This window comes from Acinetobacter junii, assembly GCF_018336855.1.
Classification (GTDB): domain Bacteria; phylum Pseudomonadota; class Gammaproteobacteria; order Pseudomonadales; family Moraxellaceae; genus Acinetobacter; species Acinetobacter junii.
In genome coordinates, this window is the sequence record NZ_CP059558.1 from 1,303,022 (window position 1) to 1,316,608 (window position 13,587).

Below are 13,587 nucleotides of genomic sequence, written 5' to 3' on the forward strand. Positions count from 1 at the left end.
CTCTAAAAATATAAAATCATCCCTTGTTTAACGATTAATTTCTAATGCTTGTCCACGACAATTTAAAAATAACTGATTTTGATGCCACGCCAGTTGCCCAGAAACAATGGTGGTATCAACTTCATAACGAAAGGTTTTATCTTGGAATGGAGTCCAACCACATTGCATATAATTTTTTTGATCTTTGACCGCGATTCTTTGCGTATTTTGTTTGAGTAGGACTAGATCGGCCCAATAGCCCTCACGAATATAACCACGATCTTTGATCTTAAATAAGTCCGCAACTTGATGAGATGTCTTACGCACCATCGTTTCGATGCTGAGCAATCCATTTGCAACCAGTTCCATCAATGCGGGCATAGCATGTTGCACCAGTGGCAGTCCTGAAGGCGCATTCATATAGGATTGTTGTTTTTCATCCCAAGTATGTGGTGCATGGTCTGTCCCGATGATATCCAAACGATTACTATTTGAAATCGCATGGATCAAAGTCTCTTTATCTTGTTGGGTTTTGATGGCGGGATTACATTTTATTAAATGTCCCAGAGCGGCATAGTCAGAATCATCAAAACTAAGATGATGGATACAGACTTCAGCTGAAATATGTTTTAGATTTAAAGGCAGATCTTTAAATAAACATAATTCTTTGGCTGTGGTCAGATGTAAAACATGCAGTTGAGTGCCGTATTTCTCAGCCAAAGAAACTGCGAGTCGAGAACTTTCAAAGCAAGCTTGTTTATCTCGAATTTTAGGATGTATTGCTGCTGGAATATTTTCACCATATTTTTCTAAATATATTTTTTCCTGATCTTTAATCCGAGGCGTATATTCACAATGCGTCAATAAGATGGTTGGTACATTGGCAAATAAACGCTCTAGAATTTTAGGATCATCGACCAACATATTGCCGGTTGATGCACCCATAAAGACTTTGACACCACTGACTAATTTAGGATCAAGTTGTTCAATAATGTCTAAATTTTCTGAACTTACACCAAAATGAAATGCATAATTTGCCATGCTGTGTTGCGCTGCAATTTGCTTTTTTTGTGCCAAAGTTTCTAAGTTCAATGTCGCAGGATTAGTATTGGGCATATCCATGTAACTGGTAATTCCACCAATGGTTGCAGCCATAGATTCAGATGAGATACTGCCTTTTTGGGGTGAGCCAGGATCTCTAAAATGCACTTGATCATCAATCATCCCTGGGATTAACCAAGCACCATTGGCATCTATGGTTTTCGCATTGAAAACACCTGTGATATTGCTAGCAATTTTCTCGATTCGTCCATCTTGAATCAGTACATCGGCAATAAATTGTTTATCTTCATTGACTAGATTGGCATTGCGAATAATGATCTTGGGGAATTGTCTAAAATTCATTGTGTAATGCCTTATATCCTTTGACTAACTCGATATTGGTGCTGACCACACTTTCAGAAAACTCACTGATCGAAACATCAACAGGCGGATATTGGCTTAAATCTGTTTTAGGGTTGATATAGCTCATGGCAGGAACATAAAAGTGACTCGGTAAATCACGCCCGTCGACCACTGCATTGTGTCTGATCGCACTATGATCACCGACTTTGCAGTTAAACAAGACGCTGTTAAAACCAACAAAAACATGACGACCAATCTCACAAGGACCATGAATAATTGAACGATGTGCAATCGATGAGTTCTCGCCAATCTTTACTGAAGCACCTGCTTTGGAATGAATTACCACACCATCTTGGATATTGGAGTTTGCACCGATAATAATGGGTTCCATTTCGCCATGTTCATCGGTTTCATCAGCACGAATCACGGCATAAGGACCAATAAACACATTGGCATGTACAATGACTTTGCCGCAGATAATAGCCGTTTGATCGACATAAGCAGATTGATCAATAACAGGCAAATGACCAGATGGATTTTTACGAAGCATAGAATTACCGCTTAAAATAAGTTAAATCAAAGGTTGAGTTAAAATCGTCACTTGATCTGTATCTAGACCAAGATAAAAACAAGTCGGGCGTAGAGTGTGGCAGGCTGGACCTGTTTGATTGACGAAAAACAATAGGCAGTCGCCATCACAATCGAGTCTGGCATCCGTCAAATATTGACGATGACCTGAACTCTCACCTTTACGCCATAAACACTTTCGTGAGCGCGACCAATAACACACTTGTTTGGTTTGCAAGGTTTCGATTAGAGCTTCTCGATTAACCCAAGCCATCATCAATACATCTTTGCTTGTTTGATCTTGAGTGATCACGGGGACAAGACCTTCTTGGTTCCATTTGATCTGTTCAAACACAGCTTCAAAATCAAATTGTTGTGCTAAATTTCCCTGTTCCATCTGCTCGAAAATAGAATGCTTTACCATTGCCATGAACCTTGAGCCACCGCATCATGCGCATGCAGGCTTTCTGCATGAATGACTTTGAAATTAAAACCTCTAATACTTTTATGATTTAAAAATGTGCCATATAGCCGTCGTAAGGCATCTTCACAAAACATCAGGTTTTGACCGTTGGCAATTGCGAAAGCCTGTTCATCGATACGCTTAACGGCTGTTTGAACTGGTGTCATGAGGGCTTGTTCAGCCTGATTGATAAATAAAATCAGTGGGATATGTTGGATATTTTGATCAAGTCTGAAATTAAGAATCGCAAAGCTTCTTTGACTATGCGGTGTCGCAGCAATGGCATCTGTACTGCTTAGCCAATCTAAAATTTCCTGCTGGTCGAGACGAATCACTTGATTGTTCAATGCCGATTCAAAACGCTGTTGAATGATATTTCTTGAAAGTGCAGCCGAGCATGGGCAAGTTGATGAATAGGGAATTTCAACGTTTAATTCTGCTAAAAACTGCCCATTTAAAAGTTGGCAAGACAAAACAAATGGGTAGCTTTTCCAACCTGAAAGCTTGCTGATCAATGCAGGTCGTTCGATATACAGTTCGCTCTGAATTTCAATTTTTGCATGTTTGGACAGATCACGATGACTTTCTAAAAAGTCTTGTAATAAAGACTTTAGAACCATCAAGTTTAAATTTCCAACTGAGCTCAGTTCTAACAGTCGTGTATACAAGCGTGACATATGAATCCCTTTGGCTAAGGGATCATCCAAACTGACATAAGCATTAACTTGACTTTGACATAGCGTATTTTCGATACGAACGGGTAATGCAATTTTTTCCATACCCACCCAATCAAGGCAATGGCTATACGCTTTGGGTAAAGTGGAGTTGGCTGAAATATCAGGAAGAGCAAGATTCATTTGTTGATGGCTTACGTTGTAATATTTAATGTAATGTTATAACATAACAATAAGCATCGACAAGCTCGCTGCGAAGTTAATTTGAATTAGTAGACCTTAGCGAATCAAAAATGAAAAAAATCTACATGCTCGGATTCATATGTGGTCTATCTGCTTGCCAGTCTCCAAACCAAGCGATTTCGTTGAATCAGCCATCCAAGCGTGAAATAAAAACTACGATTCCAAAAATTATTCTTAAACCCAAGCATATTCCAGCTTCTTATCAGATGTGGACAATGCAAGCTGATCATCAGCAACAGATACAAGCTTATAAGAACTTTTTAAAAGTACAGGGAATTAATACATTTATTCCAGATTTTGAGTTTTTTCAAACTGCCAGAGATTGGCAAAAGTGTAACTATGTCGAATACGAAGTTCCCCCCAGAGAGCTATGGAACAACATCGTTCCCACATTAAATATTTTGCATAAGTTGCTACAACAAGGGCGAGTTGATCAGATTACGGTAACTTCTGTGTACCGCAGCTTTGCGCTAAATCAATGTGCAGGTGGTGCGGGTGGATCTAAACATGTCTTTAATGCCGCACTCGATTTTCGTATAGGTAGTGAAACACCAGATCCGATTGAACAAATTCATATCGAAAATACAAAAAAGAAGCTTTGTGAATTTTGGATAGAGCAAGGTGAAGCATTAAATATGGGTTTAGGTGTGTATGCATCAGGACAAATCCATATTGATGCAGCAGGCTATCGAACCTGGGGTGTTGACCATCGTTACAGCTCATCTCCATGTATGAATAATTTTTCTAATAATAACAATGAGTAGTTAAAAATGAAGCTCACTATCGCCCAACAAAATATTTTAGATATTTTAAAAACAGAAAATAAAGCCATGAGTGCTTATGAGTTATTGGAAAAGGCAAAACCTTATGGCTTTCAAGCACCTATTCAAATCTATCGAATTCTTAAAAAATTGTCAGAGCAGTGCCTAATTGTAAAACTAAATACTTTGAATATGTATGTATTAAATCAAGCTGAAATTTCAGCGAGTTATCGGATTTTTACCGTGTGTACAGAATGTCAAAGAGTGCAAAGCATCGCTATTCCACAACTTAAAACCTGTGTGGAAAGTACCATCCAAGCCAAACAATTCAATCCGAGATACCCATATTTAGAAGTATTGGGTCAATGTTTCTCATGTCTTTCCAAACATGAAACTCAACATATTTAATCAGAGAGAACGCCAATGAATCATTCTTTAGCCACTCCAAGAAAACTTCCTGTAACTGTTCTATCTGGATTTTTAGGGGCAGGGAAAACCACATTGCTCAATCATATTTTGAACAATCGTGAAGGGCGGAAAATCGCCGTAATCGTCAATGATATGTCTGAAGTGAATATTGATGCGGCTTTAGTTCGTGAGGGCGGTGCTGAATTATCACGTACAGATGAAAAACTGGTGGAAATGAGCAATGGTTGTATTTGTTGCACCTTGCGAGAGGATTTATTGATTGAGGTACGTCGTTTGGCTGAAGACAATCGCTTTGATCAATTAGTGATTGAATCAACAGGGATTTCTGAACCGTTACCCGTTGCAGAAACATTTACCTTCGAAGATGAAAATGGTGTTTCACTCAGTGAATTTGCACGTTTAGATACCATGGTGACTGTGGTCGATGCTTATAATTTTTTAAAGGATTATAGTTCGTTAGACAGCTTAACTTCACGAGGTGAATCATTGGGTGAAGATGATGAACGCAATGTGGTTGATCTTTTAATCGACCAAATTGAATTCTGCGATGTGATTGTGTTGAATAAAGTTGATTTGATTAATAGTGAAGAAAAAGAAAATTTATTTGGCATCCTACATTCACTTAACCCAAGAGCGAAAATTGAAATTTCTGAATTTGGTCAAGTGAAGCTAGATAAAATTTTAAATACCAACTTATTTGATTTTAATGAAGCGGCTCAAGCGCCTGGTTGGTTGAAAGAGCTAAGAGGAGAGCATATTCCTGAAACTGAAGAATATGGGATCACTAGTTTTGTTTATAGAGCAAGAAAGCCTTTCCATCCACAACGGTTTTTTGATTTTGTAAACTCTGAGTGGCAAGGTGTGATTCGATCAAAAGGATTTTTTTGGCTCGCTTCCAATCCAGAGTTTGCAGGTTCGTGGTCACAAGCAGGTGCAATGGCTCGACACGGTGTAGCAGGGTATTGGTGGGCAGCTGTACCTGATGAGCATTGGCCTGAAGATCAAAATAGTCGTGATGCAATTGAAAGAAATTGGGATGATTTAACAGGTGATGCTCGACAGGAAATTGTTTTGATCGGTATGGATATGGATCAAGACGCACTAACGGCGCAATTTGATGCTTGCTTATTAACAGATGATGAAATGGCACTTGGGGCAAATGAATGGGAACAGTTTGATAATCCATTTACAGGTTGGACAGATATGATTTTGAAATAGAGATATTTAAAATAAACTGGTTATTTCAGCTCTTGATCTAATCAGTTTATTTAAGCTGCGCAGAATAGAGTAATTAATGATATTAGCTAAGCGAATTAAGATATCGTGATAGATAACATATTTTTACTTTTATACAGAACAAAAAAATTACTTGATCAAAATATTATAAGTTGACTGTAGCGTTCAATATAATTTAAACCGATTGCAATGATTTGAATAAATCATCATATACCTATTTGGCTTTTAATTTATCTTTTGGTAATTTTAAGTATCTGTAAATTATTCTTTTTTCTTATTTTAAAAAGTTTTTTTGTGATGTGCTTGTGTAATGAATGGTAGTTATTTAAGCAAATCAGTCTTTAATCAGTACAATCAAAATTCACTCTTTTTTCACTTATCGCCATCTAAGTTCAAACATGAAGTAATTCAAATAAATCAATTTTCTCAGTTCAAGTTGAAGGCAAAGGAGTAACCATGACTCTATTATTGATATTGCTTAGCTTGTTGATTCAGTTTGTTTTGTTGTGGGCTGTATTTTATTTCGAACTAAATCGCACGATTGGTAGTATTTTATCAATTACTATCGCTATTTTATGTAGTGTATTTATCACACCTTGGAGTTTATTGATTGGCTTACCAATTATTCTCGCGAGTGTGATTCTTCTCCTCCCTCCATTACGTGAAGCATTCATCAGTCGTCCTGCATATAAAGCATTGTCAAAAGCAATGCCGTCGATGAGTACGACAGAAAGAGAAGCCCTAGAAGCAGGAACCAGTTGGTGGGAAAAAGAACTGTTTATGGGTTCTCCTGATTGGAATAAATTTGATGATTATCCTTATCCGACATTGTCAGCTGAAGAACAGTCTTTTTTAGACAACGAAGTTCAGCAGCTATGCGCCATGCTCGATGAATGGAAAATTCATCATCAAGATAAAGATTTACCTCCTGAAGTATGGCAATTCATCAAGGATAAAGGTTTCTTAGGTCTTATTATTCCAAAATCTTTTGGTGGTAAAGAATTTAGCCCATTTGCGCAAAGTCGCATTATGAGCAAGATTGCATCACGCTCTTTAACTGCAGCTGTGAGTTGTATGGTTCCTAACTCTTTAGGACCAGGAGAGCTTTTATTGCATTATGGAACGACTGAACAGAAACAACGTTACTTACCAGGTCTTGCAGATGGTACAGAAATTCCTTGTTTTGGCTTAACAAGTCCTGAAGCAGGGTCAGATGCTGGTGCAATTCCTGATACGGGCGTGGTTTGTTATGGTCAGTATCAAGGTCAGGATGTGCTTGGATTAAAAATGAATTTTTCTAAGCGCTGGATCACACTAGCACCAATTGCGACTGTGATTGGATTGGCTTTTAAACTGTATGATCCTGATGGTTTACTGGGTGATAAATCCAAAACCGAATATGGCATCACCTGTGCATTAATTCCTGCAAATCATGAAGGAATTAAAATTGGTGCACGTCATAATCCAGGTGCGCCGTTTATGAATGGTACAGTCGAAGGAACAGATGTATTTATTCCAATTGACTGGATCATCGGTGGACAAAAAAATGCTGGTAAGGGCTGGCGTATGTTGATGGAATGTCTCGGCGTCGGACGTGGTATTTCATTACCAGCATTAGCTACAGCCGCAGGTGAGATGAGTTACTTATTGGTTGGTGCATTTGCGAGTGTACGACAACAGTTCAAAGTTTCTGTCGGTAACTTTGAGGGTGTACAAGAAGCGACCAGTGATATTGCCAGTGATGCTTATATGTTAGAGGCATTTAGATACATGGTCACTTGTGGTTTGAATCAAGGTGGTACACCATCAGTTATGACCGCTATGGCGAAGTATTATGCAACCGAAACTATGAGAACTGTGATCAATCACGGGATGGATGTAGTTGGTGGACGTGCGATTCAGCTTGGTCCTCGTAACTTCTTGGCATTGACTTATCAATCAATCCCAGTTGCGATTACGGTTGAAGGTGCAAACATTTTAACTCGATCATTGATGATTTTTGGTCAAGGTTCTATGCGTTGCCATCCGTATTTGTTTGAAGAATTACAACTTCTGCAAGCAGAAGATAAATCAGCTGCTTTGAGACAATTCAACACGCTGTTGTTTAAGCATTTGGCTTATACCTTTAACCGTGGTGCGAGAGCTTTAGCGTATGGTATTACGGGTGGACCTAGTCATGCATCCAAGCAATCTGATGCTTTCACCAAACCGTATTATGTGATTATCAATCGCATGAGCACTGATTTTGCTCTAACCGCGGATATGGCTTTAGGTCTTTTAGCTGGAGATTTAAAACGTAAAGAAATGCTCTCAGGACGCTTGGCGGATATCCATTCATACTTATTTATCGCAACCTCGATTCTTAAATATTATGAAAGTGGTAAACGGACGGAAGCTGAGCAAAAACATGCTGAATTGGCATTAAACAAAGCTTTATTTAATGCACAAGAGGCTTTCTTTGGATTCTATGAAAACTTCCCAGTAAAAGTTGCAGCTAAATTAGTGAAATTGATCTGTTTCCCATTTGGACGTCCAGTCGCAAAACCAACAGATCATTTGAAACAAGAAGTAGCTCAATTGCTCTTACAGGAAAATGCTTTCCGTGAAGAATTGAAGAAGCATGTGTATTACACCACTGAAGCAACAGATGTGATGGGGCGTATGGAATCTACATTCCAGATGTTGCTCACTATGCAACCGTTGTGGGATAAGTTCAAACGGGCAGAATCAAAAGATAAGTTCAAAGGACTTAGCTTTGAGGAAAGAATCCATGATGCTGTGGCGATTGATTTTATTACTCCTGCAGAGGCAGATAAACTACTGAAATATAATGCTAAGCGTTATGACAGTATGTTAACGGATGTATTTGATCGTGAACTGAAACAAGAGCGGCCTTTAGCAAATCCGCATCTGCCAAGTTAAGGATTTGTCATCCATCATAAGTAAAAGCGAGTTATTTTAAATAGCTCGCTTTTTTATTAGAGATTAAATTTTTTTCTATATCGCCATAAAGTTGTTCGACTCATATTGAGTTCTTTTGCAGCAAGATTCAGGTCATTTTGATGCTTAATTAAAACATCTCTAATTTTATTTTTATTGATTTTTTCTGGATAAACAGGCTTCTCTGATACCTGATTATGTGATTGTGATGAATGCAAATGAGTATCTATGATTTCATCTGGTAGATCAGCAACTTCAATTTCTGATTTTTCATTTGCCATAGTCAATGCATATAAAAGGGTGTTTTTAAGCTCACGGACATTTCCTGGCCAATCATAAGCAATTAAGGTTTTTAATGCTTCGTCGGATAGATGCGGTTGTGTGTGAAATACAGATTGCTGCTGACTCAAAATAAATTCAGCGATCAACGGAATATCCTCTTTACGATCACGTAAAGGTGGAATAAAAATAGGGATAACTCTTAGGCGATATAATAAATCCTGACGGAAACGTCCTTGTTTCGCTTCTTCGCGCAAAGCTCGGTGGGTCGCGGTGATGATTCGTACATTGGCTTTAATTGATTTTTCACCACCCAAAGGCGTGAATTCACCTGTTTCAAGTACACGCAAAAGTTTGGCTTGCAACTCTAGTGGGATTTCAGCAATTTCATCTAAAAATAGTGTTCCGCCAGCAGCTCGCTCGAAAACTCCTTTATGTTCACGAATCGCACCTGTGAAAGCACCTTTGACATGCCCAAACAATTCACTTTCTAAGATGTTTGCATTTAAAGCTGCGCAGTTGATTGCGATAAAAACTTTGTTTTTTCGCTGACTATGGTCATGAATGGCTTGTGCAACTAGTTCTTTCCCACTTCCAGACTCTCCACGAACTAAGACTGGAAATTCTGTAATCGCCACACGTTCAATAATTGAAAACATACGTTGCATTTCAGGAGATTGGCTATGAAATGTTTCAGACAAACTCTGACCACTATTTTCTTTTTTTGATGTTTCAGCCTGTTGCAATGGTTGAACTAAGTACAACTTTCCAGAGAAATCCTGATCTGAAACTTGGATATTGTGTTGGTGACATAAAAGCTCAATTGAAGCTGTGGCAGATTGCAGATGAATTTTCCCAGTTTCTAATAGATTGTTTAGTATTTTTTGTTTAGTCAGTTGAGCAATAGAGGGATTAAAACGTGTTGATTTGAACTCATAAATTATAGCTGAGTTTGATTGATCAACAATAAACAGGGCGCAGTCTGTAATGAGTTGTTGTAAATATCCTAAGAAGTTTTCCAAATCTACTTGTTTTATAAAATCAATGGATTGATTCATATTGTTTCAGGTGTTGTTTCTTTGAATGTTTAATTGAAACATAAAATGAACTGATGGTGAAACATGAATTTAAGAAATCATTAAATAATATGTAATAATATATTGTTTTATTTGAATATAATAATTTGTGCATAGAGTTGGCATCTTGTTTGCAATTTAAGAATATATAAATAAGTACATCGAGATTGATCCACATGATATTTCATCAGTTTTTTGAAAATGAAAGTTCAACATATACCTATCTCATCGCATCTGAACAGACACGTGAAGCGGTACTGATTGATCCTGTTGCATCGGAAATTGAGCGTTATGCGGACATGCTTGAACAAAATAATTTGAAGCTGGTTTATAGCCTTGATACGCATGTGCATGCAGATCATGTAACGGCAGCAAATCTGTTACGTGAACGCTTTGGATGTAAAACAGTGTTACATCGCAACTCCGAAGTTGCATGTGGTGACATTTTTATATCTGACCGCAGTGCAATTCGCGTAGGGGAGATTTTAATTGAAGCTCGCTATACGCCTGGACATACAAACGCATGTACCAGTTATGTAGTGGACGGCATGGTATTTACGGGTGACGCATTGCTTATAGATGGGTGCGGGCGTACTGATTTCCAAGAAGGTGATGCGGCAACTTTGTATGACAGTATTCATCAACAGATATTCACTTTAGCTGATGAAACTATTGTATATCCAGGTCATGACTATAAGGGGCGTTTGTCCTCTACGGTTGGACAAGAGCGACTACATAACTCTCGATTGGGAGAAGGCAAAAGTAAGCAAGACTTCATTATTTTGATGGAAAACCTCAATCTTCCTTATCCAAAGAAAATTGATATTGCTTTACCTGCGAATAAAGCCTGCGGTCAGTAATAGGAGAGAGTGGCATGCAATTAAAACAAGTGAATCAAGAATTTTATGTTGCAGATCAAATTTCTCAACCAGATGTGGCTGAACTTGCAAATAAAGGTATCAAAACAATTATTTGTAATCGTCCTGATGGTGAGGGTGCTGATCAACCCAATATCATTGAAATACAAGAAGTAGCATCTACTCACGGGATTCAAGTTGAGTATTTACCTGTGGTGAGTGGCCGTGTAACTGATGAGCAGGCTGAAGAGTTTAAATCAGTTTATCAAGCAGCTCAAAAGCCAATCTTGGCGTTTTGCCGAACAGGTACACGTTCAATCACGCTTTGGGGATTATCTCAGGTTTCAGGATTAAGTCTGGATCAAATGCTATTGGTGTCTAAAACTCTGGGTTATGACTTACAAGGTTTAGTTCCAAGAATCCTCAATCAACACCCGACACAATTAAATAACGTGCCTAAATTTTCGGTGGTGATCGTAGGTGGTGGAGCTGCTGGGATTTCAGTTGCTTCAAGCTTACTTTCACGAGAGCCAAATCTAGATATTGCTGTGATTGATCCAGCCGAAATTCATTATTATCAACCCGGTTGGACGATGGTCGGTGGTGGAATTTTTGCACCTGAAAAAACAGTTCGAACCATGGCGAGTTTGATACCCAAGCAAGTACAGTGGATAAAAGCTGCTGTGGCGGCCTTTGATCCAGACAATAAACAGGTGTTGTTAGAGGGCTGTAAGCCGATCAACTATGAAGTATTGGTGGTTTGCCCAGGTTTGAAGCTCAACTGGCACGGTATTGACGGTTTAGTTGAAACATTGGGCAAAAATGGTGTGACCTCGAATTATCGTTATGATCTAGCGCCGTATACATGGCAGTTAGTCAGTCAAATGAAACGTGGTAAGGCGATTTTCACTCAACCACCTATGCCGATCAAATGTGCTGGTGCGCCACAAAAAGCGATGTATCTATCTGCCGATTATTGGCAAAAACAAGGCGTATTGAAAGATATCCAAGTTGATTTCTTCAATACGGGTGCGGTGTTATTTGGTGTTGAAGCTTATGTGCCAGCATTGATGGAATATGTGAAACGCTATAACGCCAATCTGCACTTCAACCATCAGCTGGTAAAAGTTGATGGTGCAAACAAACGTGCATGGTTCAAGGTCAATCAAGATGAAAGTACATCACTGTTAGAAACTGATTTTGACATGATTCATGTCGTTCCACCGCAACAAGCACCTGATTTTATTCGTGCAAGTAATTTAGTTGATGCAGCAGGTTGGGTGAGCGTTGATCAAAATACTTTGCAGCACAGTAAATATCCTTACATTTTTGCACTTGGAGATGTCATGAATGCTCCGAATGCGAAAACTGCTGCTGCAGCACGTAAACAAGCGCCAATTGTTGCAGTGAATGTTTTGCAGTACTTAAAAGGTAGTGATCAATTTGCTCAGTACGATGGTTATGGTTCATGTCCTTTGACTGTTGAGCGAGGCAAGATCGTTCTTGCAGAATTTGGCTATGGTGGGAAACTGCTACCGAGTTTTCCAAAGTGGTTCTTGGATGGTCAAAAACCTTCACGTATGGCATGGCTATTAAAAGAACAAATCCTACCCCCGATGTATTGGGATGGCATGTTAAAAGGGCATGAGTGGCTGGTAAAACCTAAACTTTAATTTATTCATTAGATCCAATAAATCATTAGCTTAGCTCTAAATTTAGAGCTGGGTTAGGTTTTTTCACACTTGAAAAAGTGTATCTCATTTTTCATGAGGTCCTTTATGGATATGTGGTTATTAGTCTTGGAAGGTCTAGCAATCGGATGCTTGCTTGGATTAACAGGTGCGGGAGGAGGAATTTTAGCCGTTCCCGCACTGATGGCGAGTCAAGGATGGACTGTCTCACAAGCTGCACCTGTCGGACTGCTTGCAATTACACTTTCTGCGTTTGTAGGGAGTGTACAAGGCTTATTGAAAAAAATCGTACGCTATAAAGCTGCAATATGGATTGCTTTGATTAGTATTCCATCGGCTAGATATGGCGTGCATTTATCTAACATCATCTCTCCCACATGGTTAAGCCTAGCTTTTAGTTTAGTGATGATGGTTGTTGCCTATCGAATTTTCTTCAATAAAGTTCATGATTTTGAAGATCCACCATGTAAGGTTAATCAGTCTACTGGAAAACTTATTTGGAATGTGAAAACAGCCAGTGTATTGGGTCTTATTGGTGTGGTTGCAGGTTTGTTGACTGGATTGCTTGGTGTCGGTGGTGGATTTGTCATTGTTCCAGCGCTGCGTAAAGCAACGGATCTCGATATGCGTAGTATAGTTGCAACGTCGTTAATGATTATTTTTCTGATTGGCGGTGTTAGCATTTCTATCCACGTACTCGATGGCTTCCAATATCCAGCTTCAGTAACGATCAGTTTTGTGGTTGCTTGCATTTTAGGGATGTTGGTCGGACGACGACTCATTAATTTGATTGATCTAAAAACAGTGCAAAAGATATTTGCAACTGTTGTAATCGGTGTCGCTGTTTACCTAATTTGGACAAGTCTTTCTGTACTATTTTTATAGAAAGTGTCATATTTAAAAAATGAAATTCTATGACTAGCCTATTTTTAGGAATAGGCTAATGAGTATAAATAAATTTTTGTTTTTAAATCATTTTACATGCTCA

The 13,587-nt window shown here is 38.6% G+C and carries 12 protein-coding genes; 7 read left to right on the forward strand and 5 right to left on the reverse strand.

The window, feature by feature from the left end:
• Positions 1-27: 27 nt before the first annotated feature.
• The 4 genes from H2677_RS06205 to folE2 are packed head-to-tail and all read right to left on the reverse strand — an operon-like array spanning position 28 to position 3,270.
• The gene (locus tag H2677_RS06205; protein ID WP_199955165.1) at positions 28-1,383 is read right to left on the reverse strand and encodes a dihydroorotase; all 1,356 of its coding nucleotides are present in this window, start codon (positions 1,381-1,383) and stop codon (positions 28-30) included.
• Complete coding sequence (locus H2677_RS06210) at positions 1,373-1,933, reverse strand: gamma carbonic anhydrase family protein (RefSeq protein ID WP_099948449.1); 561 nt, start codon at positions 1,931-1,933, stop codon at positions 1,373-1,375. The genes H2677_RS06205 and H2677_RS06210 overlap by 11 nt, the downstream gene beginning before the upstream one ends.
• Before the next feature lie 21 nt (positions 1,934-1,954).
• Positions 1,955-2,374, reverse strand: coding sequence for a phosphoribosyl-AMP cyclohydrolase (gene hisI / locus H2677_RS06215; RefSeq protein ID WP_129262480.1), 420 nt, complete (start codon positions 2,372-2,374; stop codon positions 1,955-1,957).
• Positions 2,368-3,270, reverse strand: coding sequence for a GTP cyclohydrolase FolE2 (gene folE2 / locus H2677_RS06220; RefSeq protein ID WP_212639390.1), 903 nt, complete (start codon positions 3,268-3,270; stop codon positions 2,368-2,370). Before folE2 ends, hisI begins: the two co-directional genes overlap by 7 nt.
• A gap of 110 nt (positions 3,271-3,380) precedes the next feature.
• Here folE2 and H2677_RS06225 point away from each other — a divergent pair, with 110 nt between their 5' ends.
• The 4 genes from H2677_RS06225 to H2677_RS06240 all read left to right on the forward strand — a co-directional run bounded on the left by H2677_RS06225 (position 3,381) and on the right by H2677_RS06240 (position 8,678).
• Entirely contained in the window at positions 3,381-4,094 is a 714-nt protein-coding gene (locus tag H2677_RS06225) for a D-Ala-D-Ala carboxypeptidase family metallohydrolase (protein ID WP_099948452.1), read from the forward strand.
• 6 nt (positions 4,095-4,100) lie between these two features.
• Positions 4,101-4,499: a transcriptional repressor gene (locus H2677_RS06230; RefSeq protein ID WP_212639391.1), complete on the forward strand. Its 399-nt coding sequence runs from the start codon at positions 4,101-4,103 to the stop codon at positions 4,497-4,499.
• Positions 4,500-4,514: 15 nt separating this feature from the next.
• Positions 4,515-5,738 (forward strand): zinc metallochaperone GTPase ZigA, encoded by a 1,224-nt coding sequence (gene zigA / locus H2677_RS06235; protein ID WP_212639392.1) that lies wholly within the window; start codon positions 4,515-4,517, stop codon positions 5,736-5,738.
• Between the two features lie 474 nt (positions 5,739-6,212).
• The gene (locus H2677_RS06240; RefSeq protein ID WP_212639393.1) at positions 6,213-8,678 is read left to right on the forward strand and encodes an acyl-CoA dehydrogenase; all 2,466 of its coding nucleotides are present in this window, start codon (positions 6,213-6,215) and stop codon (positions 8,676-8,678) included.
• Positions 8,679-8,734: 56 nt separating this feature from the next.
• On the opposite strand, the gene H2677_RS06245 is transcribed toward H2677_RS06240, so the two are convergent.
• Positions 8,735-10,033: a sigma-54 interaction domain-containing protein gene (locus H2677_RS06245; RefSeq protein ID WP_212639394.1), complete on the reverse strand. Its 1,299-nt coding sequence runs from the start codon at positions 10,031-10,033 to the stop codon at positions 8,735-8,737.
• A 194-nt stretch (positions 10,034-10,227) separates the two neighbouring features.
• On the opposite strand from H2677_RS06245, the gene H2677_RS06250 reads away from it, so the two are divergent.
• From H2677_RS06250 to H2677_RS06260, 3 genes are all read left to right on the forward strand, one after another.
• A complete protein-coding gene (locus H2677_RS06250) occupies positions 10,228-10,911 on the forward strand; it encodes an MBL fold metallo-hydrolase (RefSeq protein WP_112986136.1) in 684 nt (227 codons plus the stop codon).
• Between the two features lie 14 nt (positions 10,912-10,925).
• On the forward strand, positions 10,926-12,581 hold the full coding sequence (locus H2677_RS06255) for a bifunctional protein tyrosine phosphatase family protein/NAD(P)/FAD-dependent oxidoreductase (protein WP_212639395.1): 1,656 nt from the start codon (positions 10,926-10,928) through the stop codon (positions 12,579-12,581).
• A 105-nt stretch (positions 12,582-12,686) separates the two neighbouring features.
• Positions 12,687-13,484, forward strand: a complete 798-nt coding sequence (locus H2677_RS06260) for a sulfite exporter TauE/SafE family protein (RefSeq protein ID WP_099948459.1) — start codon at positions 12,687-12,689, stop codon at positions 13,482-13,484.
• The last annotated feature ends 103 nt before the right edge of the window (positions 13,485-13,587 follow it).